The following is a 23,827-nucleotide window of genomic DNA, read 5'->3' on the forward strand; positions in this document are numbered from 1 at the left end:
GAAATCAGGGCTATTTTTCTTAAGTGGTCGAGCGCCTATATTGCCTGCACCGCATTTGCATTTGAATCCTGCACTGCGTCTTGCAGACAACAACCTATCGAACTTAACCGTGAGTAAACCATGTCCCCATTCTCGAAACTCCATACCGCCGTCAACGTCGGCCCTTACGAAATCTCCCACCGCGTGGTGCTCGCGCCGCTGACCCGCATGCGCGCCGAATCCGGCGCGATTCCCGGCCCGCTGATGGCCGCGTACTACGCACAACGCACCTCGCAGGGCGGCCTGCTGATCGGCGAAGCCACCATCGCCGCCGCCAACGGCAACGGCTACCTCGGTGCGCCCGGCCTGTATAACGACAGCCAGATCGCCGGCTGGAAGCTGGTCACCGACGCCGTCCACGCCAAGGGCGGCCGCATCTTCTTGCAGCTGTACCATGCAGGACGCCAATCCAACAGCCAGCTGCAACCCGGCGGCGGCCAGCCGGTCGCGCCCTCGGCGGTGGAACACGGCGGCGTCGCCTACACCGAAGCCGGCTGGGTTCCCAACACACCGGCGCGCGCACTGACGATTGCAGAAATCAGCGACCTCGTCGAGAGCTTTCGCACAGCCGCCGAACGCGGCGTGCAAGCCGGCTTTGACGGCGTGGAAATCCACGGCGCCAACGGCTACCTGTTCGACCAGTTTCTGCAAGACGGCAGCAACAAGCGTACCGACATCTATGGCGGCTCGTTTGAAAACCGCAGCCGCTTTCTGCTCGACGTCACGCGCGCATTGATCTCGGTCTGGGGCAGCAAACGCGTCGCCGTGCGCCTCGGCCCGAGTGGCACCTGGGGCGACATGTCCGACAGCAATCCGCAAGCCTTGTTTGCTTACGTGGCGCAGCAACTCTGCGCGCTCGACCTGGCCTACCTGCACTTGATCGAACCGCGCGTGCTCGGCAATGTCGACGACGACAGCAAAGACCCGGCACCGGTCGCGGCGCAGCTCATGCGCAAACATTACAAAGGCCTCATCATTGCGGCAGGCGGCTTCAAGGGCGATACGGCGGAAGCGATCCTGCAAGCGGGCGACGCCGATCTGGTTGCTTTCGGCCGCGACTTCATCGCCAATCCTGACCTGCCGGAGCGCCTGCGCAACGGCTGGGCCTTAAACCCGTATGATCGTCCTACTTTCTTCGGCGGCACCGAGGTCGGCTATACCGATTATCCCTTCCACGTGAGCCACGAAGTCAACGCAGACGCGGCACTAGCGGCATAAGTTGGGCAATGCAGCTGGCGAACGCACGCATAGCTGCTCTTTTTATTTTTCGGAGAATCTGACATGGCAGACGGCAACAACACTTTTCTGATCGACGGCACGACGCCGGTACAACGCCTCGGTTTCGGCGCCATGCGCATCACCGGCCCCGGCATCTGGGGCGAACCGGAAGACCGCGCCGAAGCGATCCGCACGCTGCGCCGTCTGCCGGATCTGGGTGTCAATTTCATCGACACCGCCGACTCCTACGGCCCCAACGTTTCCGAAGAACTGATCCGCACGGCGCTGCATCCCTACGGCGGCATTCTGGTCGCGACCAAGGCCGGACTGGTGCGCACCGGCCCCGACCATTGGGTGCCGCTGGGCCGTCCCGAATACCTGATCCAGCAGGCGCACACCAGCCTGCGCAGGCTCGGTGTGGAGCAGATCGGCCTGTGGCAGTTGCATCGCATTGATCCACGCGTACCGGCGGACGAACAGTTCGGCACGGTGCGCCAACTGATCGACGACGGCGTGATCCGTCATGCGGGCCTGAGCGAAGTCAGCGTGGCCGATATTGAAGCGGCATCGCGCCATTTCAAAGTCGCGACCGTGCAAAACTGCTACAACCTCGCCGACCGCGCCAGCGAAGACGTCCTCGACTACTGCACGCAACACGGCATCGGCTTCATCCCCTGGTATCCCCTCGCGGGCGGCGACTTGCTGCAAGGCGCCTTGTCGTCGACGCTGGCGAAAGTCGCGGCACGCCACGAAGCGACGGTAGCGCAGATCGCGCTGGCCTGGCTGCTCAAGCGCAGCCCGGTAATGTTGCCGATTCCCGGCACCTCGAAAGTCAAACATCTGGAACAGAACGTCGCCGCTGCGCGCATCTGCCTGACCGAGCAAGAGTTCGCAGAACTCGACGCCTCCGGCCGGACGTAGGTCAGTGCACTGGCATTGACGCTCGCAGTGAATAATGTGTCTGCGCGGTACGCCAAACCTGCCTTGGCTTAGTGGCTTAATAACCGCTGCTGCGATCCACCAGATTGCGCAGCGGTTCGCCGTGTTGCAGGCGACGAATGTTTTCTTCGATCTGATCGAGCACGCTGTCGTAGCTGGCAGCGGCTGCGATGTGCGGCGTGACGATAACGTTGGGCATGGACCAGAACGGGCTGTCCACCGACAGAGGTTCTTTTTCAAATACGTCGAGAATGGCGCCACGCAGATGACCATTCTCCAGCATGGCTTGTACCTCGGCCGATACCAGATGGCCGCCGCGACCAACGTGGATCAGGGCCGCACCCTCAGGCAATGCCGACAGCGTGGCGCGATTGAGGATGCCTTGCGTTTGCGCCGTCAGCGGCAGCAAGCAGACGAGGATATCGGTGCCGCCGAGGAAATCATCAAATTGATTTTCGCCGTAAAAACTCTCCATGCCCTCCACCGTCTTTTCCTGACGCGACCAGCCGCGCACCTTGAATCCCGTCCGCAGCAATTCACCGGCAACATGTGCGCCGAGTTGCCCCACGCCCATGATGCCGACCGTGCGGGATGACGCCGCAGCAGGCGCGGTGCGATGCCAGATCTTGTTGCGCTGATTGGCGAGGGCGCGATCCAGATCGCGGTGGTAATACAGCACGCCCCAGGTGATGAATTCCGTCATGGCGACGGTGAGGTCAGGCGCGACCACACGGCACAAAGGAAGCGCCGGCAAGTATGGGTCACACAGGATATTGTCGACACCGGCTGCGATTGCGTGAATCAGGCGCAGCCGCGGATACGTCGCCAGTGCACCGGGTGGCGGCGACCAGCAAACGGCGACTTCAGCCTCTTCTGCACCGGCATCACCGGGTAACAAAACCTCGATGTCGCCGGTACGTTCGCGTGCCAGCACCGCAATTTTGGGGACGTCGGAACTGACGCCGAGAAAGACAACCTTGGTCATAGGAGGAGATTCAGCGGAAACTCATTGTCGATAATCAGGCTGATCGTTTTCGATCAGACGCAATGCCGCCTGCCACGCGAGATCCATGATGCCGCTCGCGTTGTCGCCGGCGAACTGCTGCGCCGTGCGCAAGCGCACCGCCTCCGGCGGCAAGCGCAAAGCCTGCCCGCCCGACAGCGCGGCAACCTGCGCCTGGCAGGCGCGTTCGAGGAAATAGATTTCGTGAAAGGCTTCGGCCGCCGTGGTACCCGCCGCCAGCAAACCGTGATTGCGCAGAATCATCGCCTTGTTGTTGCCGAGGTTGGCGACCAGACGTTCGCGCTCAGCCAGGTCGAGGGCGATGCCTTCGTAGTCGTGATAGCCGAGCTTGCCGTAAAACTTCATCGCATGCTGACTGATCGGCAGCAAGCCCTGCTCCTGCGCCGCCACGGCGATCCCGGCCGAGGTGTGCGTGTGGATCACGAAATGCAGATCAGGCCGCGCATGATGGACCGCCGAATGGATCGTGAAACCGGCGGCGTTGACGCGTTGCCCGGCAGGTGCACCGTTGCCGGTTTTGAGTTCGCGTCCGGCATGGTCGACCTTGACCAGATCAGAGGCGCGCATCTCATGAAACAGCACGCCGTAGCGGTTGATCAGAAACTGATCTTCATGCCCAGGCAACCGCGCCGAGATATGCGTATCGATCATGTCGGTCATGCGGAAATACGCCGCCAGCCGGTACAGCGCCGCCAGTTCGCAGCGCGTATTCCATTCCGCGCTGTCAGTCACTTCGGCAAGGTTGGTCATGGCTTATTTTCCCTGATTCACGGCAACCGGCATGCTCGACGATTGCAACTTGTACTTCGCCAGCAGCTTGTCATAGGTGCCGTTGCGTTGCAGGTTTTGCAGTGCCCCCAGCACGGCGGCACGCAACACGGGTTCGGTTTTGGAGACAGGGATGCCGGTCTCCTGCTGGAACAGCGGCTGGCCGAGCAGGACGTAGGTGTTGGCTTCCATGGTCTGGAAGTAAGGCAGGGTCTCGCTGCCTTGCACGGCCACGTCGATACGGCCGGTCTTCAATTGGGTGCGCGCGTCCACCGAACCTTCGGTGCCGATCACGGTGATGGCTGGCTTGCCCTTGGCGACGCAATTATCGGTGCTCCAGGCAGCGATCTGAACCGGCCAGTTGGTGTTGCGGCTGGCGCCGACCTTGGTGCCGCAGACATCAGCGATACCCTTGATCCTGGCGGCGTTGGCTTGCAGCGTAAAGAACTGCGGGCCGGTCTTCATGTAGTCGATGAAGTCGGCGACCTTCTGGCGTTCTGCCGTGTCGCTGATGGCGACCATGGCGATGTCGACGCGGCCGGTGGCCAGCGAGCTGAAGACCTGGGCGAAGGCGGTTTCCTGATACTCGACCTTGAGGCCGAGTTCCTTGGCGATGGCTTCGCCGAGTTCGATGTCGAGGCCCATCAGCTGGCCGGTCTCCGGATTCTTGTAGGCGATCGGCGGATAGTTGGCTTGCGTGGCGATGACCAGCTTGCCGGCCTTCTTGATGCGCTCCGGCAGAGGAAGATCGGCAGCATGTGCCGGCAATGCGCCCATTGCAGTGATGGCGGTGACTGCCAGCGCGACGCCATGCAGTTTCAGATTCAGGCTCATATTGGTCAGAAAACGGTTGAACAGTTGCACGTGATTCCCCTTAAAAATAGTCATTCAAGATCAGCTTAAAATCGCCGCGATAAATTCCTTGGTGCGCGCATGCTGCGGATGGGTCAGGACTTCGGCCGGCGTGCCACATTCCAGTACCTGCCCCTGATCCATGAAGACCACGCGGTCCGATACCTCGCGTGCAAACCCAAGCTCGTGCGTGACCACGATCATGGTCATGCCGGACAGCGCGAGATCTTTCATCACGCCCAGCACTTCGCCGACCAGTTCCGGATCGAGTGCCGACGTCGGTTCGTCGAACAGCATCAGCTTGGGCCGCATCGCCAGCGCGCGTGCAATCGCCACGCGCTGTTGCTGGCCGCCCGACAATTCGCCCGGATAGGCGCCCGACTTGCCGGTCAGGCCGACGCGTTCGAGCAGAGCTTCGGCCTCGTCGCGCACCTCGGCGCGCTTGCGCTGCTGCACCACGACCGGGCCCTCCATGATGTTTTGCAAGGCGGTCATGTGACCGAACAGATTGAAACGCTGAAACACCATGCCGCTGGCAAGCCGCTGACGCGCAATCTCGCTGTCACTGAGTTCGCGCAGTTCGTTGCCCTTGCGGCGATAGCCGCAGAGTTCGCCGCCGAGCCAGATGGCGCCGCCGTCGGTTCGTTCCAGTTGATTGATACAGCGCAGGAAAGTGCTCTTGCCGGAACCCGACGGACCGACGATGCACATCACTTCGCCACTGGCGACTTCCATCGAAATGCCCTTGAGGGCATGGTAGCTGCCGTAGTATTTCTGAACATCGTGCGCGACCACCATCGGCATGGCGGCTTGCGCTTGCAGGACGGCGGTCATGGTTGCGCTCCTTCGATAATTGTGACCGGCGCCGCTTTCAGTTTTACTGTCTTGACCACCTTGCGTTGATTGCGCGCAAACGCCTTTTCCAGAAAATGCTGGCCGATGGAAAACACCGTCACCACCGCCAGATACCAGATCGTCGCCACAATCAACAGCTCGATCACGCGCGCATTGGCGAAGTAGATGGTCTGGGCGTTGTGCAGGATTTCCGAAAACTGGATCACGCTGGCGACCGAAGTCAGCTTGACCATGCTGATGACTTCGTTGCCGATGGGCGGAATGATCACGCGCATCGACTGCGGCAGGATGATCCGGCGCAGCGCGGTCAGGCGCGTCATGCCGATGGCTTTGGCGGCCTCGGTCTGGCCGTTGTCGACCGACAGGATGCCGCCGCGCACCACTTCGGCGGTATAGGCGCCCTGACCGATGCCCAGGCCCAGCAAACTGGCGATGAAGGGCGTGATCAGATCCACCGTGCGCGCTTCAAACACGCCGGGGATGCCCATCATCGGAAACACCAGCGCCAGGTTGAACCACAGCAGCATCTGCAGCAGCAGCGGCGTACCGCGGAAGAACCAGATATAGAAACCGGCGATGGCCTTGAGCATGGGATTGGGCGACATCACCATCACGGCGAAGATCACACCCAGCACGATGCCGATGGTCATCGCATAGATCGTCATGAGGATGGTGTTGAGCAAGCCGTGCATGATGACCTTGGCGGTCATGAACTGCGCGACGATTTTCCACTCGATCTGGCCATGCGCGAAAGCGTTGATGATGAAGGCGAACACCAGCAGGATCAATGCCGCCGACAACCAGCGTCCGTAGAAACGGCGCGGCACGATCTTCAGATGATCGATGGCGAATGGAGAAGACGATGGGGAGGAAGATGGCGTAGTCATGCCGCACCCGCATTGAACGAACCGGAAGAAGCCGTCGGCCCGGCTTCATTGCCGCACCACACGCGCTGGCCGGCGACGGTCTTTTGCAGCCGCTGCAATTGCGCGGCAACTTGCGCCGGTGCGGTACCGCCGTAGCCGCTGCGGGCGTTGACGGCCGCTTCGGGCGTGAGCACGCTGCGCACTTCGGGCAACAGAAAGGGACTGATTGCCGTCATCTCGGCGTCGCTCAACTCATGCAGTTCGACCTGCTTGTCTTCGCACAGTTTGACCATGGCGCCGGTGATTTCATGCGCAGCGGAAAAAGGTACGCCACGGCGCGCCAGCCAGTCGGCCACTTCGGTCGCCAGTGTGAAACCCTGTGTCGCATCGCGGCGCAGCTTCGCGGTATTGACGCGCATAGTGCGGATCATGCCGGCCATCGCCGGCAAGACCTTGTGCAGTACGTCGACCGCTTCAAAGGCGGCGAACTTGTCTTCCGCCAGATCGCGGTTATAGGAAAACGGCAAACCCTTCAGTGCCACCAGCATGGTGGTGAGCATGCCGATCAGGCGTGCGGCGCGGCCGCGCGTGAGTTCGGCGATATCGGGATTTTTTTTCTGCGGCATGATCGAACTGCCTGTGGAAAAGCTGTCGTCCAGAGCTATCCACTGAAACTGGCGCGATGCCCACAGGGTGATTTCTTCCGACAGACGCGACAGATGCACGCCCAGCATGGAAGCAACGAACAGGAATTCGGCGACATGGTCGCGGCTGCCGACGGCGTCGATGGAGTTTTCGCACGGCGCGTCGTAACCAAGATCGGCGGCCGACAACTCCGCCTGCAAGGCGATCGCCGAACCGGCCATGGCGGCCGCGCCCAGCGGCGAGCGCGCGCTGCGGCGATCCCAGTCCATGAAGCGCGACATGTCACGGCTGAAGGTCTGGGCATGTGCCAGCAACTGATGCGCAAACACGATAGGCTGCGCTGCCTGCAAATGCGTGAAGCCCGGCGCCAGCGTTTGCAGATGCTGGCCGGCTTGTCCCATCAACGCATCCTGCAAGTCGAGCAGCAGGTCGCCGATGGCGCGGCTCTCGGCGCGCAGATAAAGCTTCAGATTGTTGGCAGCCTGATCATTGCGCGACCGTCCTGCGCGCAGCTTGGCGCCGGTGTCGCCGAGGGCGGCCACGAGGATGCGTTCCATGAAGGTGTGCACGTCTTCGTCGGCAGGCGACGGCGTGATCTCACCGCGCGCGAAGGCGGCGCCAAGTTCGCCGAGCTTGCCGACGATGGCATTGCATTCCTCCTCGGTCAGCAGCTTGGCGCGCAGCAATTCGCGTGCGTGCGCCTGCGACGACACGATGTCGAAATGCGTCAGCCGGAAATGCGCCGTGCCGCCACGCGACAGGTTCATCAGGGCTTCGTCAGGGGCGGAGCGGAAACGCGCGCCCCACAACCGGGTTTCACTCATGGAATGCCATCCTTCGATTTCGTTTTAACAAGACTGAACCGGCACAGCGCACTAAGCGTACTAAGCGCGGTACTTCACACCGGGAAACACACACAACATTTCATACGCCAGATTGGCCGCCACCAACGCCGTCGTGCCGGCCTGGTCATACGGCGGCGACACTTCGACGATATCGGCGGAAGCAATATTCAGGCCTTTGGCGCCACGGATGATCTCCATGCCTTGCTGCACGGTCAGGCCGCCGATCTCCGGTGTACCGGTGCCGGGTGCAAACGCCGGATCAAGGCCGTCGATATCAAACGTCAGGTAGACCGGGCCGTCACCCATCTGCGCGCGCACTTCCGCCATCAGCGGCGCGAGCGACTTGTTCCAGCATTCCTCGGCCTGCACTACCCGAAAGCCCTGGGCGCGGCACCAGTCGAAATCGTCGGCGTGATAGCCGGTGCCGCGCAGGCCGATCTGCACCACACGCTGCGGATCCAGCAGGCCTTCCTCAAACGCGCGGCGGAATGGTGTGCCGTGAGCAATCTTTTCGCCGTTCATGGTGTCGTTGACGTCGGCATGCGCATCGACGTGGATCAGGCCGACCTTGCCGTACTGCTTATGGATGGAGCGCAGGATGGGCAGCGTCATGGTGTGGTCGCCGCCCATGCTGATGGTTTTGCAACCGGTGGCGTAGATGCGGTCGTAGGCTTCCTCGATCATGCGCACCGAGTCGAGCAGGCTGTATGGGTTGAGCGCAACGTCACCGATGTCGGCGACCTTGAGCGAATCGAAAGGCGCGGCGCGCGTGGCCATGTTGTAAGGACGCAGCAGCACCGATTCAGTGCGGATCTGGCGCGGACCGAAGCGCGTGCCGGAGCGGTTGGAGGTGCCGATATCCAGCGGCACGCCGACGAATCCGACGTCGAGACCGGCCGGATTTTCGATATACGGCAGCCGCATCATGGTGGCAATCCCCCCAAAACGGGGCATCACATTGCCGCCCATGGGCTGATACAGTGCATGTTCCATCGATACGCGTCCTTGTAAATGGAAGTGGTTTTTCCCATTGTAGCGACGGAGTTTGGAAACAAATATGCGTATCTCGCGACGTTTGCATCGATCCGGATCGATGTATAGACTGAGACCTTTCCCCTGCCGGAACGTGCACCATGCTCAACAACGTATTCGATCTGGATATCCGACTGATCCGGGTGTTCCTGACGGTAGTCGATGCCCACGGCGTGTCGGCTGCGCAATCCAAACTCAATGTCGGCCAGTCCACCATCAGCGCGCAACTGAGCGCACTGGAAACACGGCTCGGCTATCGCCTGTGCGAACGCGGCCGCGCCGGTTTTCGCCTGACCGCAAAAGGCGAAAAATTTGCCGACTCGGCGCGCCGCATGATCGAAGCGCTGACCGAATTTGGCATGGAAGCGCGCAACCTCGACAAGAAACTGGTCGGGCGGCTCAGCATCGGTCTGATCGGCCACACACCCACGCATCAGAACACGCGCCTGTCCGAAGTCATCCGCCGCTTTCGCCAGCGCGATGAGGCGGTGCGACTGGACATCGTGGTGCGCACGCCGAGCGAACTGGAAGAGATGCTGATCAACGGCAGCATCCAGGTGGCGATCGGCTATTTCTGGCGACGCGTGACAGCGCTGCAATACACGCAGTTGATGCTGGAGCGCCAGGTCGCCTACTGCGCCCCGCCGCATCCGCTGTTTTACAAGGAAGAAGAAATCGAACCGGAAGAAGCCGCCGGCTATGCCTGGGCCTGGCGCGACTATCCGGTGCCGCCCGGCCATGTGCCGATCCACCGCCGCAACATCATGGCCATGACCGGCAACATGGAAGCGATGTCGATCCTGATCCTGTCAGGCCAGCACCTCGGCTACCTGCCGGAAGAAATGGGCCGCGAGCACGTCGCCCGCGGCGCCATGAAAGCGCTCAACCGCACCGAGCTGTCGTACGAAGTCGGTATCAGCGTGGTGACCAACCGCGCCAATGCGAACGAACCCATCGTTGCGGCGTTTCTGGAAGATCTGAAGTCGGTGCAGTTGTAGTCTGCTTCGTATGCCGGACTAAACTGCCGCGATCTTGCGCATAAGCGGCAGCCATAACGTGAAGCGCGTACCACCTGCATCCGATGACCAGCTCACTCGGCCGTCAACCGCTTTGGCGCGCCGCTGCTGGTTGTGCAAGCCGCGTCCTGCCGCGCTGTCCAGCGCTTTGCCGATATCGAAACCCTGACCGTTGTCTTCGATGGTGACCGATACGCCGCCGCCGTCTTCGTCGCGCGCAGTGCTGACGCGAATCCGGTCGGCGCGGGTGTGGCGCAAGATGTTGGCAATGCTTTCCTGCACGATGCGCAGGATGTGCAAGGCACTGGATGGTTCCAGCCAGGCCAGCGTCGGCAGCTCCTGCACGTCCCACACCAGCGTGATGTTGCTGCCTTCGAATCGCGGTTCGAGACGGAAGCGCAAGGTCGCCAGCAACAGCAGCAAATCCGCTTCCACCGGTTCCATCGAATCGATGGTGAGCTTGAGATCGTCGAGGCAATCCTTGAGGATTTGCGACACCTTGGCGTCGCTGACGCCGCCGTGCTCCACCGAACGGATGGCGCTGATGAGCGACGAACCGAGACCGTCGTGCATGTCCTGCATCAGACGCTGACGTTCTTCACTGATGGTTTGCCGCAGCGCCGCTTCGCGCAGAAGCCGGTGGCTGATCTCAAGTTCCGCTTCGCGCGCCTGCAGACGCTGAGCCAGGCTGGCGTTGATCTGCTCCACCTCAGTGATGGCATCGATGTAACGTCGGTACATCAGCCCGCCGAACATCGCGAAGGTGACGGCATTGGTGTATGCGCCGAGGAACCAGCCCTCCGGATTGACGACGTTATTGTGCAGCAGCCAGTCGGACATGCCGAGCAACACCGCGACACCAACGCCGATGGTCAGCAGCATGCCTTCGCGCGAGCGACGCCACGACGCCTTTGCGCCCATCGTGCACACCAGCACCCCCATGAGAACGGTGACCGCATACATGAAGGGCACCAGCAATGAAGTGCTTGGATACACCGGCAAGATCCCCAGCGCCGGTATCGACAGCACACTCGCCGCCAGCGTGACGCCGACCAGGGTCCACGTCAGCCAGGTCAGCGGGCGTCCATGCAATTGCCGCAGAAACAGATGAACCACCGTCAGCAGCCATAGCAAGGCATTCGACGTCAGCCACGCAAACCAATCCGTCACGATGGGCAGGCTCACGTAATAGTGCAGATGACCAACGAAGGAGACCGCCGCGAGGTTGAAGAACAGCAGATAGCGCATCTCGTGGCGGCGCCGGAACCAGACAAACAAGGCAAAAATCCCCACCACCATGAAGGCTGCACTGAGCGTGGCCGGCAATTCGCGTTGCAGCCACTGGCGCAGGTAATAGCGTCCGCGCAATGCTTCCGCCGTTCCCACCCACAGCGACGACAGCCCCACCGGCGTCTCGGGTGCATGCTCCACGCGGATCAGGATTTCCTTCAGCGGCCCGGCGCCGTCATGCTCATCGAGCGTAAACCACAGCGGCGTGAACAGGCTGTTCCACAACTGACCGCGCTGCTGCGTGCGATAAGCCAGTCGCCCGTTGGCATACGCGGCCACGGTGCCGTCGGTCTTGATGCGAATGCCGTACAACACCAACGGGCCGGCCGGCAGCGCGCCGGTGACCGGCACTTTTATCCAGGTCGTGCGAACCGCCTTCTCACCGGCAGCGGCGCTTTCGGGCGATGGCAGCAGCGATGGCGCGAGCGGCAAAGCCGAAGGCAGTGAGGCATGTTGCCACCGCGACGGCAGATCGTGACTGTTCATCACCGGTACTGGTGCGGAAAAGCCATGGCCGTCCGCGTCCTGCCAGTCGGCCTGGGTCAGATGGAGGCTGGCAGAAGCCGCCTCGCCGTCGCCCTGCACATACCAGGCGCCGACGGCGACCAGCAGCAGCACGGAAACGGTGAAGAGTGCATTGGCGAACAGGCGGGAAGAGAATATTTTCATGCGGAGCACGATGGACTGTCATCCATCTCGTTGAGAAGAACCGGAATCCCGTCCGGGCGCGACTCAGTCGGGCAGCAGTCCGAGCGTCCTGGCTTCATAGATGGCTTCCGTCTTCGAGGTGACCTTGAGCTTGCTATAGATGCGGCGCACGAAGGTGCGCACGGTGAACGGCGACAGCTGCATCAGCTTGGCGATCTCCTGCGCCGTGAAACCCCGGGTAATGTAATCCAGCACTTCCTTTTCACGCACCGACAGGATCGCGACCTGATCCGCGCTTGCCGTACCGGGCGCAGGGGCTGCCGGTGCAGTCGTTGCCGCCGCGCCGCGAAACCGGGCCAGCACCTGACGCGCAATGATGGGACTGATCGGGCTGCCGCCACTGGCGAGACTACGGATTTCATCGATCATTTTTGCCGGTGAGCTGTCTTTGAGCAGATAGCCGGCGGCGCCCGCTTCGATCGAGCGCATGACGTGGGTCTCATCGCCGAAGGTGGTACTGACCATGATGTTGCAGCTCGGCCATTGCGCCACCGCCGCCACGATGACATCAATGCCGGAACCGTCCGGCAAACCCAGGTCCACCAACAGCACATCCGCCGGCGGCCCCTGCAGCATGGCAAGTCCTTCCGCGCGGGTGCCGGCCATGCTTGCCAGTTGCATGTCCGGCGAAGCCTGCACGGCCTTGCTCAGCGCATCGCGAAAGCCAGGGTCGTCCTCGACGATGGCGACGTGGATGGCGGGCAGCGCGGGAATGTCGGAAATGGATGGCATGGGACGGCCATTGTACGCCGGGCGCCCTGCGGCGCATGTAACACGTTTGTGCTACAGACAAGCGCTGACGGCAGCAATAGAGTCTCACTCATTCATGATGCCGTACGGGAATAATAAAAATGCAAGCTATCGTCACGGGGCCGTCTTCCTCTGCGCGCGCGATCAGGCGCAATGCGCTGCTGGCCGACATCCGCAAGTACATCAAAGACCGGCTTGATCAGGATAGGCTGACGCCGGCTTCCATACAGGCGGCGTTCCGGCTGTCGCGCCCCACCTTGTATCGTTTGTTCGAAACCGAGGGCGGCCTGGTGGAATACATCCGCAATTGCCGCTTGCGGGAAGCCGCTGCCGACATGATCGACCTGCCCGAATGCACGATTGCCGACATCGCCTACGGCGCCGGCTTCAACAGCGCCTCGGACTTCTGCCGCGCTTTCCGGCGCGCTTACGGCATGACGCCACAGCATTTCCGGCGATCCGCATCACACGGCGGCGATATCTTTTCGTCAACATCGCCATGACGTCCCAGCCGCCGTCGCGTCCGGAAAACGCCAAATTTTATTGATAAAGTGAGACAGGCGGTTAAGTGGAACATAATTTTTCTGCCACAATAATTGTGGCAGGCAAGAAAAAAGACCTCATAAAAACGCAGCAAGGGAACGGGTTCTGCCGGACAGGAAGATTGCGGGAGACATGGATACCGCCGGCGCACACTGCGACGGCTGTCGGCAATGGCATTGCCCTATGCAAACCAATTTTGAGGTCTTATGGAACAGATAGTACCGACCGCAGAGTTCCTGCGCTACATGCCTGACGTGGCATTGTGCGAGCGCTCCCTGCGCGAACTCAACTTCGCCTGGCGCCTGATCGAGTCCACCGCAAAAATGGTCTGCCCGGTGGAAGCCAAAAGCATCCTGCCGACCATGAAGGTCACACGCGAAGGCTTCAATAACCTGGAACAGCGCCTCATCGCCAATCTGGTCCGGCAAAACATCGCCAAGTCGGTTCAGGAAATCGACTTCAAAGCCCAGGTCGTCATCGACATCGTGGTGCGCAACCTGTTCGAACGCACCGCCGATGTCGGTTTCCTGGCGATGGACGACGCCATCCGCGCGTTCATCCTCAACCGCCAGCGCGATCAGCATGACGTCGACGACATGGTGACACGGCTGCGCGCCTATCGCGACAAGTACACCGTCTATGACGAAATCCTGATCCTCGATACCGAAGGCCGGGTGCTGGCCAACCTTGACGGCAATAATGAGGTGACGCGTTCTTTCGATCCACTGGTAGCGCAGACGCTGAAGTCGGGCCGCTACGTCGAAACCTTCGCGCACTCCGACTTGCGCGACAGCGGCGAGCGCGCACTGATCTATTCGCACAAGATCGTCGACCCGAACAGCGATGACGCCATCGGCGTGCTGTGCCTGTGCTTTCCGATTGCAGTGGAAATGAAGGATGTCTTCAGCGGCCTGCGCAAAGCCGCCGACCGCTCAGTGATGCTCATGCTCGACGACGCCGGCTGCGTCATCGCCAGCAGCGACGCCGAGCACATCCCCGCCGGCCGCACGGTGCCGCTGGCGCTCGAAGGCGACTACCAGATCGTGGTCTATGCCGGCCGCGAATACCTGGCCCGCACCTGCGCAGCGCGCGACTACCAGGGCTACGGCGGTCCCGGCTGGTACGGCCACGTGATGATCCCGTGCGAAACCGCTTTCCGCCAGCAGAACACGGATGTGCTTTCCGGCTATGACGCGGCCATGCTCAACGGCGTGATGTCGCATGCCAAATCGTTTTGTCCGCCGCTGCATGACGTCACCATCATGGCCGAGTCGATCAATCATTCGCTGCGGCGCGTGGTGTGGAACGGCAAGATCATGTCCGCCGGCGAAGACCGCGACCTGCTGCGTCTCAAGGCGATCCTGCAAGAAATCAGCCAGACCGGCGACGAGACCAACAGCATTTTCAAGGATTCGATCCAGGACTTGTACGCCACCGTGGTCTCGTCCAGTCTACAAGACATGCAGTTCATCTCGCGCCTGATGATCGACATCATGGATCGCAACTTGTACGAACGCGCCAACGACTGCCGCTGGTGGGCGCTGACGCCAGACATCCGCCGCATCACTGCGGACCGCCGGCGCGGCGAACAGGATCGTGCGCGCATCGCGCAGATCCTGGAGTCAATCAACGCGCTCTATACCGCTTACGCCAGACTGGTGGTATTCGACGCCGACGGCGCCATCATTGCGGCGTCCGATCCTCGCGGTGACGGCCCCGACATGGCCGGCCGCAGTATGGACGACTCTCTGGTGCGCAAGACGCTGCAACTGGCCGACAGCCAGGCTTACTGCGTCTCGCCGTTCGAGCCGACCTGGCTGTACGGCGACCGCCCGACCTACGTGTACTGCGCAGCGATTTTTCATCCGGACCACGCCGGACAGGCAGTCGGCGGTATTGGCATCGTGTTCGACGCCGAACCGGAATTCCGCAACATGCTGTCGGCGTCGCTGCCCGAGCAAGACCAGAGCTTCGCGGTCTACACCGACCGCAATGGCCGCGTCATCTCTTCCACACATGCCGACTATCCGCCCGGCAGCATGCTGCGCCTGGACGGCGACGTCATGACAACCGGCAACGGCATCAGCTCCGCCGCCATCCGCGTCCACAACGGGCACTACATGGTGGCTGGCCACACCGCCTCATTCGGCTATCGCGAATTCAAGAACACGGACAACTACTCCAACGACGTCATCGCCATGGTGTTCGTACCGATCGGCGCGCAGGATGACGCGGCAGCAGCCAGACAAACCGATGCGGCCAGACTGGAAGTCGCACCACACAGCGGCAGCGCGCGCGAATACGCCACCATCCTGATCGACGGCGACGTCTTTGCGATGCCCGCCTCAAGCGTGGTCGAATCGCTGGAAGTCGAACGCATGCTGACCGCATCAACCTTGAAGCCGGTCATCGCCGGCGTACTGAATTATCAGGACAACAGCAGCAGCGTCTCGTCCTTCGTGCCGGTGATCGACATGCGGCAACTGCTGCATCCCGGCGCGCCGAAGCTGGAAGCCGCCAGCGAAATCGTCGTCGTGCGCCACGGCCGCCATACACTCGGACTGCTGGTCGACGATCTGCACAACGTCATGGAATTCGGCGCGGCACAGATCGACCCGCCGCTGCCGATGTTCGGCAACCGCGCCAGCTATGTCTGCAACATCATCCGTACCGCGAACCCGGGGCAGATGGTGCAGGTGGTCGATATTGAAAGCATCGTGCGCAATGTGTTCGGCGGCAATGTCGAGGAGTTCACTTTCGAGGCCTCTGCCGACGCCAAGAAAATCGTCGTCAGCGATGTGCTGTAGCCGACATCGCAAACGGTGTCTTCAATAGCCTGATGCCGCATCCAGCTGCTGCGTCATCCAGGCGATGAAGTCGCCCTGCATCTCGGCATTGAGTTCATGCCCGGCGGTATATTCGCGATAGACCGTCGGGATCTGATGTTCGTTGAGCAGCCGCCGTGCATTGCGGGCGTACTCGACCGTCAGCTTGTTGTCCTGCACGCCGTGCGAGACATAGGCGCTGCTCTTTCTCAATGCATCGTCGCCGGCGGTCAGCGGGGCGATCTCGGGCAGGATACGTCCGCTCAGGATACCGAAGCCCGCCGCCTTGTCCGGCCGAGTCAGGCCGACGCCGGCACTCATGATGCCACCCTGGCTGAAGCCGGCGATCCAGACTTTGCCGGGTGCGATGCCATACGCGGCAGGCAAACCCTCGATGAACGACACCAGCACATTGCGCGAGGCTTCCGCCTGCGCTGGATCGATCACCGGCCCGGTCGCCGTGAAATTAACGTTGAACCAGCCATGCTGATTCGGTCCGAAGGCCAGCGGCCCGCGTGGCAGGATCACGGTCAGGCGCGGATCCTGGGCTTGTGCAAAGCCGGCGAGATTGGTTTCGTTCGAGCCGACGCCATGCAGCAACAACAGGCAAGCACTGCCGCCCTCTCCGGCAATAGCGCCGGCAGCCGGGCGGCGCACCAGATGATGCAGAGGCAGGCCGTGGCCTTCGGAACTGTTGGAGGAAGCGGTCATGGTGATCCTGATGTGAGTGTCGCTTCACTCTAACGGGATCACTGGTGGAAATAAATACTGGCCAATGCGACGATTTGTCTTGTTATTCGTGACAATGATTTGCGGCGGCTTTTGGCGGCGGAGAATAGTTTCATTGAGGGAGGTCATGAGATTCCCATCATAAAACCGTTCTAGTTCAGCGACTGCCAGCCACTGTTGTACGAATCGCTGCCCGTTTCCGGCCAGTTGCCGTAGACCGCGTTGCCACCCTCGGCAACGCTGCGCGGAAGCGTCACGGTAAACACGGTGTGCATGTCGGCCGACTGTACGCTGATGTCACCGCGATGCGCGGTGACGATCTGTTCCACGATGTACAGGCCGAGACCGAGACCTTCGCCGTGCCCTTCGCGACGGCGGCCGCCGCGAAAAGGATTGAAGATGTCCGGCAGAATCTCTGCCGGGATCGCACCGGCATTGGCAACGGTAAATACCACAGCGTCACTTCGCGTGCCGTCGATGCGTACGCGCACCGGCTCGATCGCGTCGCCGTGGCGTGCAGCGTTGCCGATCAGGTTGGCGACGACTTGCGCCAGACGGTCGGCATCCCATTCGCCGGCAGCATCGCCGTCAGCCTGAACGTCAATACGGGCATGCGGAAAGCCGGCCTGGTATTCCTGCACCACGCGTTGCACGACTTCGTCGAAACGGGTGGCATTGCGCACCAGCGCGATACCGCCGGCCAGACGCGCACGCGCCAGGTCGAGCATGTCATCGATCATGCGCCCCATGCGCTTGCCGCTGTTGACGATCTGCGTGGTGGCCTTCTGATTGACTTCTTCTTTCAGCGAACGTTGCAGCAAGGTCGCTGCGGTCAGGATGGCGCCAAGCGGATTGCGCAGATCGTGACCGAGGATGGCGACGAACATTTCATTGAGACGCAAGGTCTCGGTACGTTCGCGCAGCTCCAGCGCGAGCTGCTGCTTCTGGCGATACAGCTGGAAGAAGACCTCCGCCTTGTTGCGCAGAATGTGCGGTTCGATCGGCTTGTACAGAAAGTCCACCGCGCCGCTTTCATAGCCTTTGAACAAACGGCGCTCGTCGCGTACACCGGCCGTGACAAAGATCAGCGGCACATGGCGTGTACGCTCGCTGCCGCGAATCAGTTCTGCCAACTCGAAACCGTCCATGTCGGGCATCTGCACGTCGATGAACGCCAGCGCAACATCGTGTACGAGAAGATATTCCAGCGCTTCGAAGCCGGAGCGCGCCTGCAACAACTCGACGTCGTCGCGTCTGAGCAAGGCCGATAGCGCCAGCAGGTTTTCGTCGAGATCGTCGACAAGCAGAAATTTCACGCGGGGCAACATGTTTTCTTCCTCTGTTTTATTCATTGTTTTTCTCCGCCGGAGAAAGTGCGGGATGGACTGTAGCCTGCAGTTGAAGCGGATGTCGTGGCTGAAGTGCGGGCTAGGGCGCGTAACAACGCTGCGATCTGCTGCACCGTCAGCACGGCATCGACGGGGCCCTGCTGCAAAGCGACTTCCGGCATATACGGCGATTGCGCGTCGTCGGGCTGCTGCACGATAGCCATGCCGCCCGCCTTGCGCACGGCCTGCAATCCGGCCGCGCCGTCATGGTTGGCGCCGGTGAGAATGATGCCAAGCAAACGCTCCCCGTATTGGTCAGCAGCGGATTCGAACAGCACGTCGATCGCGGGTCGCGAAAAATTGACCGGCTCGTCCGCCGATAACGCCAGCTGCGGGCCAGTGTCGATCAGCAAATGATAGTCCGGCGGCGCGAAATAAATCGTGCCGGCCTCAACCGGCTCTTTGTCCAGCGCTTCGCGCACCGGCTGGGCACATTTGGGCGCAAAGATATCGACCAGCAGGCTGGGACGCTCACGCGGCAAATGCAGCACCACAAAGGTGGCGGCAACGGCATTTTGCGGCAACGCCGGCAACAGCGTCGACAAGGCTTCTACGCCACCGGCAGACGCACCGATGACGATGGCGCCGATATTGCCGATACGGCTATCAAGATGAGCGGGATCGTTCATGCAAGATTCTTTTTCTGAAAAATGCGATCTTCACGCACGACCTCGTCGAAGGCATCGGCATGGCTGGAAAAGCGCAGCGACTCCTTGGAGCCAAGTCCGAGAAAGCCCTTGCGGCACAGCGATTCGCGAAACAAGCCCAACGCACGCTCCTGCAACTGGCGGTTGAAATAGATCAGCACATTGCGGCAGGACACCAGATGCATCTCCGCAAACACGCTGTCGGTCGCCAGACTGTGGTCTGAGAAGACGATGTGCTGGCGCAGCGTCTTGTCGAACACGGCACGGCCGTAGCCGGTGGTGTAGTAGTCCGACAGTGAGGTCCTGGCGCCGCTCTTTTGATGGTTGCTGGTGAAGCCGGCGATGCGATCCAGGCTGTAGACGCCTGACTCGGCTTTCTTCAGCGCAGTCGGGTTGATGTCGGTGGCATAGATGAGGGTACGTTCCAGCAACCCTTCTTCGCGCAGCAGGATCGCGAGGGAATACACTTCCTCTCCGGCGCTGCAACCGGCTACCCAGATCTTCAATGAAGGATAGGTGCGCAGCAGGGGAATCACCTTCTCGCGCAGCGACAGAAAATAGGCCGGGTCGCGGAACATCTCGCTGACCTGCACCGTCAGGTAATCCATCAGCGCCGGAAATACCTCCGGTTCATGCAGCACCTTGTCCTGCAACTGCGACAGCGTCTCGCAACCGAAACGGTTCATCGCCGTCACCAGACGGCGCTTCAGCGACGCGCCGGCATAGCCGCGAAAATCGCAGTGATACTTGAGATAGATAGCGTCGAGCAACAACTGCATCTCGATGTCGAAATGCTTGTTGGGCGAACGCGTACCGGTGTTTACTTGGGCATCCATACACGTACCAGTGACAGCAGTTTTTCAACGTCGAGCGGCTTGGCGATGTAGTCGTTGGCGCCGGCGGCCAGGCATTTTTCCTGATCGTCCTTCATGGCCTTGGCGGTCAAGGCGATGATCGGCAGTTTCTTCCACTCGGATCGCTTGCGGATCTCGCGCATGGCGGTCATGCCATCCATTTCCGGCATCATGATGTCCATCAGCACGAGGTCGATAGCCGTACCGGAGCTTGTCCGGCTGCGCTCCAGCGCGGCCAGTGCTTCGATGCCGTTACGGGCGATGTCGATCTTCATTCCTTTGGGTTCGAGCACGCTCGACAGCGCAAAGATGTTGCGCACGTCGTCTTCCACCACAAGGATGCGGCGGCCTTCGAACACGGTCTCGCGGTCGCGCGCCACCTTGAGCAAGCGCTGGCTTTCCATCGGGAGGGTGGTTTCAACCTGATGCAGGAACAAGGTCACTTCGTCGAGCAGGCGTTCCGGCGAACGCGCATCCTTGATGATGATGGAGCGCGAGAAGCGGCGCAGTTGCTGCTCTTCTTCCGTCGTCAGCGAGCGGCCGGTATACACGATCACCGGTGGAAAGGAAACATCGTCCTGCTTCGCCATTTTTTCCAGCAGCTCATAGCCGCTGAGATCGGGCAGGTTCAGGTCCATGACCATGCAATCGAAGGTGGTCACCTGCAATTGCGCCAATGCGTCGGCGGCGTTTTCGACACCAACGATATTGATGTCCTGACTGCCCAGCAACTGGCGAATGCTTTCACGCTGACGCGCATCGTCTTCGACCACCAGCACATGATGCATGCTTTGTGAGAATTTGGCTTCCAGCTTCTTGAAGGCCTCGACCAACTCCTTGCGTTGTACCGGCTTGAGGGCATAGCCGACGGCGCCGCGCTCCAGCGCTTCCTGTGAATAGTCGGCGACCGAGACGACGTGCACCGGAATATGCCGCGTCACCGGGTTGCGCTTGATCTGGTCGAGCACGCCGAGTCCGGAGAAATCCGGCAGGTTCATATCAAGCACGATGGCGTTGGGATGATACTGGCTTGCGGCAGCGACACCTTCATTGGCCGAATGCACGACGATGCACTGATAACCCATCTCGTGTGCGAGGTCGCGCAGGATCAGCGAAAACGCCACGTCGTCTTCGATCACGAGGATACGGCGTGCGGTGTTGTCGAGCCGGTTACGGTCATCGTCGACAGCGCCCGGCTGCGACGATATGCTGATGCTGCGCGCTGAGGTATCGACAAGCGCAGTCGGCAAAGACACCGGTGCGGTTTTTTGTATCGTCTTAAGATTCGGCAGACCGGACTGCTGCAGAGAGGATTGCAGAGAAGGTTGCAAGCCTGACTGCACCTTCGGCAACTCCGGCGCATCCAACGCTCCCGGACGCGTCTGGACCGCGTCCGCGGAATACACGGCCGGCAGGATCAGGGTAAAGATGCTGCCCTCGCCGGGATTGCTCTGCACTTGAATATCGCCGCCCAGCAAACGTGCCAGATCGCGAGAAATCGACAGGCCCAGTCCGGTGCCGCCATATTTGCGATGCGTGCTGCCGTCGGCCTGACGGAAGGCTTCGAAGATGAAATGTTGCTGATCCTGCGCAATGCCGATACCGGTGTCGCGCACCGAGAACGCCACCTTGCCTGCGGCGACGGGATAAATGGTCAGCGTCACTTCACCCTTGTCGGTGAACTTGAGCGCGTTGGACAGCAGGTTCTTCAGGATCTGGCCGATGCGCTGGATATCGGTCTCGATATGCGCGGGTGCGCCGGCTTCGATGATGGTGCGGAAGGCCAGGCTCTTTTGCTGCGCGGTCGGCTTGAAGCTGGCCTGCATGTCATCAGCCAGCTTGGTCAGCGCGACCGGTTCGGGCAGGATATCGATCTTGCCCGCTTCCATCTTGGACAGATCGAGAATGTCATTGATCAGCGCCAGCAAATCGTTGCCTGCCGATGAAATGGTCTGGGCAAAACGCACCTGCTCGCCGGTCAGGTTGCCGTCCTTGTTGTCGGCCAGCAGTTTGGCCAGGATCAATGTCGAGTTGAGCGGCGTGCGCAACTCGTGGCTCATGTTGGCGAGGAACTCGCTCTTGTACTGGTTTGACCGCTCCAGCTCACTGGCTTTCTGCTGCAATATGTCCTGCGCCTTGGACAGATCGTCTTTTTGCGCTTCCAGCTGCTGCGCCTGTTCTTCGAGCTGGGCATTGGTTTCTTCCAGCTCGGCCTGTTGCGTTTCCAAGCGAACCTGCGAGGCCTTGAGCGCATTGCTTTGCTCTTCCAGCTCTTCGTTGTTGACCCGTAGTTCTTCTTCCTGGGTCTGCAATTCTTCTGACTGGCGCTGGGTTTCTTCCAGCAGTTCTTCCAGACGGGTGCGATCCTTGGAAGAGCGCACGGAGACCGCAATCATGTCGGCGATGGTGGACAGGAAATTTACTTCATTAGTGTGCAAGGTGCGGAAGAAGCCCAGTTCCACCACTGCCTGCACGCCACCGTCGACGCTGGCCGGGACAATGAGCAACTCCAGCGGCTTGGAGACGCCAAGGCTGGATGACACCGGCAAATAGCCGCCGGGGACATCGCGCACGTGCAGGGATTGATTCAGCTTGGCCGCCTGACCCAGCAAACCGTCGCCGGGCTGCACCCGGCTGTGCGGGTTGTCGGCTGCCAGCGCATAACCACCGAAACGCTGAAATGCGCCGCCCGCTTCCTGAATATAGATGGCGCCAACCTGGGCGTTGAGATAGTCCGCCAGAAAGGCCAGCGCGTTGGCGCCCAGCACATCCAGCCTTTGTTCGCCTTGCAGACGCTCGCTCAGGCCAATCTGGCCGGCGCGCATCCAGACCTGCAATTCCCGCGCGCGGTAATCACGCGAGGTCATCACCGCTGCAATGGCGATGAGCACCAGCAACAAGGCCGAACCGCCCCAGGTAATGGTGTTGGACAAACTGACGGCGGTACGCCATTCGACCTGGCGGTCGCTAAGCAGATCGCGCTCGTGGGTTTCCATTCGATCGACCAGCGTACGCAGACGATCCATCGCCAATTTGCCGCGATCGGTCCGTACTACTGCCAGCGCCGCTTCGCTACCTTGGTTGCGGCGCAGTTCGATGCTTTCCGCCAGCTCGTCCATCTTGATCTTGACCAGCGAGGTCACTGCATCCAGACGCTGCAATTGTTCCGGACTATCGCTGACCAGGCCGCGTAGTTTAATCAGCTCGCCGGGCAAGGAAGCGCGGGCATTGAGGTAAGGCGTCAGATAGCTTTCGGTGTTGGTCAGCAGATAGCCACGCTGTCCGGTCTCCGCATCTTTCAGCGCCGACACCACCAATTGCAACTGCTCCCGGACTTCTATCGTATGCGACACCAGTGCAGCCGTACTTTCGCGTGTTTGCAGCGAGCGATAGGAAAACACGGCAATCAGGATCACGGCGAGGATGGCGACGGCAAATCCGACCAGCGGGCCCGGCGGTAACGGTGGCCCCGATATCGGGCCGCGCGGCCCCCTGTTCTGCTCCCGCACCGGTATCGACGATGACGTCTTTGGTGACGATGACCCTTCAGTATGCATGGCAGAACCTGGCACGGCGTGCTCCGTAATAATAAGAATGCGGGAAAGAAGGCGATCGGGTGAGATGACCGCCAGAAAATTTTCTTATATTTCTTATGGGAAAGCGCGAAAATTATACTCGATTGATTGAATATAAATACGAAGCATTCGGCTTTATTCCTACCAATACTTCCGACTTTCCCCCAAGAAAAATACAACTTAAAGATGGCATCAATCGAGTTCGCGCACGTCGCCCGACCAACTGATTGCGTCGGTGGTTAGCAGGCATGTCGCCGGTTATTGAAAGAGTCTGCGCCGCGGCAAGCACGACTTGGATCATCGTCTGATCTTTTATCCAGGCCGCAGGCGAACGCAACAATGACGCATTCTGAACACAGAATGGATGCAGAGTGAATACAGAACATGCCCGGCGGTATGTCAGCTTAACCGAAAGTTAA

General features: G+C 60.8%; 19 protein-coding genes. 5 read left to right on the top strand and 14 right to left on the bottom strand.

Annotated elements, in window-relative coordinates:
• The first annotated feature begins 120 nt into the window (after positions 1–120).
• Both hmeg3_RS23400 and hmeg3_RS23405 read left to right on the top strand, forming a co-directional pair.
• Complete coding sequence (locus hmeg3_RS23400; RefSeq protein ID WP_094565850.1) at positions 121–1,257, top strand: alkene reductase; 1,137 nt, start codon at positions 121–123, stop codon at positions 1,255–1,257.
• A gap of 63 nt (positions 1,258–1,320) precedes the next feature.
• The gene (locus hmeg3_RS23405; RefSeq protein ID WP_094565851.1) at positions 1,321–2,178 is read left to right on the top strand and encodes an aldo/keto reductase; all 858 of its coding nucleotides are present in this window, start codon (positions 1,321–1,323) and stop codon (positions 2,176–2,178) included.
• Between the two features lie 76 nt (positions 2,179–2,254).
• On the opposite strand, the gene hmeg3_RS23410 is transcribed toward hmeg3_RS23405, so the two are convergent.
• Genes hmeg3_RS23410 through speB form a run of 7 tightly spaced genes read right to left on the bottom strand, consistent with a single transcriptional unit; the run spans position 2,255 to position 9,044 of the window.
• Positions 2,255–3,181 carry a glyoxylate/hydroxypyruvate reductase A gene (locus hmeg3_RS23410; protein WP_094565852.1) on the bottom strand — a complete coding sequence of 309 codons (927 nt, stop codon included), beginning with the start codon at positions 3,179–3,181 and terminating at the stop codon, positions 2,255–2,257.
• Positions 3,182–3,202: 21 nt separating this feature from the next.
• A complete protein-coding gene (locus tag hmeg3_RS23415) occupies positions 3,203–3,970 on the bottom strand; it encodes a class II aldolase/adducin family protein (RefSeq protein ID WP_094565853.1) in 768 nt (255 codons plus the stop codon).
• Positions 3,971–3,973: 3 nt separating this feature from the next.
• Complete coding sequence (locus tag hmeg3_RS23420; protein ID WP_094566524.1) at positions 3,974–4,852, bottom strand: ABC transporter substrate-binding protein; 879 nt, start codon at positions 4,850–4,852, stop codon at positions 3,974–3,976.
• Between the two features lie 30 nt (positions 4,853–4,882).
• Positions 4,883–5,674 carry an amino acid ABC transporter ATP-binding protein gene (locus hmeg3_RS23425; RefSeq protein WP_094565854.1) on the bottom strand — a complete coding sequence of 264 codons (792 nt, stop codon included), beginning with the start codon at positions 5,672–5,674 and terminating at the stop codon, positions 4,883–4,885.
• A complete protein-coding gene (locus hmeg3_RS23430) occupies positions 5,671–6,582 on the bottom strand; it encodes an amino acid ABC transporter permease (protein ID WP_094565855.1) in 912 nt (303 codons plus the stop codon). Before hmeg3_RS23430 ends, hmeg3_RS23425 begins: the two co-directional genes overlap by 4 nt.
• On the bottom strand, positions 6,579–8,030 hold the full coding sequence (argH, locus tag hmeg3_RS23435; protein WP_094565856.1) for an argininosuccinate lyase: 1,452 nt from the start codon (positions 8,028–8,030) through the stop codon (positions 6,579–6,581). Before argH ends, hmeg3_RS23430 begins: the two co-directional genes overlap by 4 nt.
• A 60-nt stretch (positions 8,031–8,090) precedes the next feature.
• Entirely contained in the window at positions 8,091–9,044 is a 954-nt protein-coding gene (speB, locus tag hmeg3_RS23440) for an agmatinase (protein WP_094565857.1), read from the bottom strand.
• 140 nt (positions 9,045–9,184) lie between these two features.
• Here speB and hmeg3_RS23445 point away from each other — a divergent pair, with 140 nt between their 5' ends.
• A complete protein-coding gene (locus hmeg3_RS23445; protein WP_050478315.1) occupies positions 9,185–10,081 on the top strand; it encodes a LysR family transcriptional regulator in 897 nt (298 codons plus the stop codon).
• 18 nt (positions 10,082–10,099) lie between these two features.
• On the opposite strand, the gene hmeg3_RS23450 is transcribed toward hmeg3_RS23445, so the two are convergent.
• Together hmeg3_RS23450 and hmeg3_RS23455 are read right to left on the bottom strand one after the other, a co-directional pair.
• The gene (locus hmeg3_RS23450) at positions 10,100–12,058 is read right to left on the bottom strand and encodes an ATP-binding protein (protein ID WP_094565858.1); all 1,959 of its coding nucleotides are present in this window, start codon (positions 12,056–12,058) and stop codon (positions 10,100–10,102) included.
• Between the two features lie 63 nt (positions 12,059–12,121).
• Positions 12,122–12,829, bottom strand: coding sequence for a response regulator transcription factor (locus hmeg3_RS23455; RefSeq protein ID WP_094565859.1), 708 nt, complete (start codon positions 12,827–12,829; stop codon positions 12,122–12,124).
• A gap of 119 nt (positions 12,830–12,948) precedes the next feature.
• Between hmeg3_RS23455 and hmeg3_RS23460 the strand changes: the two genes are divergently transcribed.
• Positions 12,949–13,350, top strand: a complete 402-nt coding sequence (locus hmeg3_RS23460) for a helix-turn-helix transcriptional regulator (protein ID WP_094565860.1) — start codon at positions 12,949–12,951, stop codon at positions 13,348–13,350.
• Positions 13,351–13,596: 246 nt separating this feature from the next.
• Entirely contained in the window at positions 13,597–16,197 is a 2,601-nt protein-coding gene (locus hmeg3_RS23465; protein ID WP_232511786.1) for a chemotaxis protein CheW, read from the top strand.
• 21 nt (positions 16,198–16,218) lie between these two features.
• Here the strand turns inward: hmeg3_RS23465 and hmeg3_RS23470 are convergent, their stop codons facing one another.
• From hmeg3_RS23470 to hmeg3_RS23490, 5 genes are all read right to left on the bottom strand, one after another.
• Positions 16,219–16,926 carry an alpha/beta hydrolase gene (locus hmeg3_RS23470; RefSeq protein WP_094565861.1) on the bottom strand — a complete coding sequence of 236 codons (708 nt, stop codon included), beginning with the start codon at positions 16,924–16,926 and terminating at the stop codon, positions 16,219–16,221.
• Positions 16,927–17,096: 170 nt separating this feature from the next.
• Positions 17,097–18,296, bottom strand: coding sequence for a hybrid sensor histidine kinase/response regulator (locus hmeg3_RS23475; RefSeq protein WP_198361742.1), 1,200 nt, complete (start codon positions 18,294–18,296; stop codon positions 17,097–17,099).
• Complete coding sequence (locus hmeg3_RS23480) at positions 18,293–18,961, bottom strand: chemotaxis protein CheB (RefSeq protein ID WP_094565862.1); 669 nt, start codon at positions 18,959–18,961, stop codon at positions 18,293–18,295. The genes hmeg3_RS23475 and hmeg3_RS23480 overlap by 4 nt, the downstream gene beginning before the upstream one ends.
• Complete coding sequence (locus tag hmeg3_RS23485) at positions 18,958–19,815, bottom strand: protein-glutamate O-methyltransferase CheR (RefSeq protein ID WP_094565863.1); 858 nt, start codon at positions 19,813–19,815, stop codon at positions 18,958–18,960. The genes hmeg3_RS23480 and hmeg3_RS23485 overlap by 4 nt, the downstream gene beginning before the upstream one ends.
• Entirely contained in the window at positions 19,800–23,390 is a 3,591-nt protein-coding gene (locus tag hmeg3_RS23490; protein WP_094565864.1) for a response regulator, read from the bottom strand. The genes hmeg3_RS23485 and hmeg3_RS23490 overlap by 16 nt, the downstream gene beginning before the upstream one ends.
• Positions 23,391–23,827 lie beyond the last annotated feature (437 nt).

This window comes from Herbaspirillum sp. meg3 (assembly GCF_002257565.1).
Classification (GTDB): Bacteria; Pseudomonadota; Gammaproteobacteria; order Burkholderiales; family Burkholderiaceae_D; genus Herbaspirillum.

Coding starts and splice junctions, on each gene's coding strand:
- hmeg3_RS23455 (WP_094565859.1), bottom strand. CDS start 12,829: ATGCCATCCATTTCCGACATTCCCGCGCTGCCCGCCATCCACGTCGCC.
- hmeg3_RS23445 (WP_050478315.1), top strand. CDS start 9,185: ATGCTCAACAACGTATTCGATCTGGATATCCGACTGATCCGGGTGTTC.
- hmeg3_RS23485 (WP_094565863.1), bottom strand. CDS start 19,815: ATGGATGCCCAAGTAAACACCGGTACGCGTTCGCCCAACAAGCATTTC.
- hmeg3_RS23490 (WP_094565864.1), bottom strand. CDS start 23,390: ATGCATACTGAAGGGTCATCGTCACCAAAGACGTCATCGTCGATACCG.
- hmeg3_RS23475 (WP_198361742.1), bottom strand. CDS start 18,296: ATGAATAAAACAGAGGAAGAAAACATGTTGCCCCGCGTGAAATTTCTG.
- hmeg3_RS23470 (WP_094565861.1), bottom strand. CDS start 16,926: ATGACCGCTTCCTCCAACAGTTCCGAAGGCCACGGCCTGCCTCTGCAT.
- speB (WP_094565857.1), bottom strand. CDS start 9,044: ATGGAACATGCACTGTATCAGCCCATGGGCGGCAATGTGATGCCCCGT.
- hmeg3_RS23400 (WP_094565850.1), top strand. CDS start 121: ATGTCCCCATTCTCGAAACTCCATACCGCCGTCAACGTCGGCCCTTAC.
- argH (WP_094565856.1), bottom strand. CDS start 8,030: ATGAGTGAAACCCGGTTGTGGGGCGCGCGTTTCCGCTCCGCCCCTGAC.
- hmeg3_RS23405 (WP_094565851.1), top strand. CDS start 1,321: ATGGCAGACGGCAACAACACTTTTCTGATCGACGGCACGACGCCGGTA.
- hmeg3_RS23415 (WP_094565853.1), bottom strand. CDS start 3,970: ATGACCAACCTTGCCGAAGTGACTGACAGCGCGGAATGGAATACGCGC.
- hmeg3_RS23465 (WP_232511786.1), top strand. CDS start 13,597: ATGGAACAGATAGTACCGACCGCAGAGTTCCTGCGCTACATGCCTGAC.
- hmeg3_RS23460 (WP_094565860.1), top strand. CDS start 12,949: ATGCAAGCTATCGTCACGGGGCCGTCTTCCTCTGCGCGCGCGATCAGG.
- hmeg3_RS23410 (WP_094565852.1), bottom strand. CDS start 3,181: ATGACCAAGGTTGTCTTTCTCGGCGTCAGTTCCGACGTCCCCAAAATT.
- hmeg3_RS23480 (WP_094565862.1), bottom strand. CDS start 18,961: ATGAACGATCCCGCTCATCTTGATAGCCGTATCGGCAATATCGGCGCC.
- hmeg3_RS23450 (WP_094565858.1), bottom strand. CDS start 12,058: ATGAAAATATTCTCTTCCCGCCTGTTCGCCAATGCACTCTTCACCGTT.
- hmeg3_RS23425 (WP_094565854.1), bottom strand. CDS start 5,674: ATGACCGCCGTCCTGCAAGCGCAAGCCGCCATGCCGATGGTGGTCGCG.
- hmeg3_RS23430 (WP_094565855.1), bottom strand. CDS start 6,582: ATGACTACGCCATCTTCCTCCCCATCGTCTTCTCCATTCGCCATCGAT.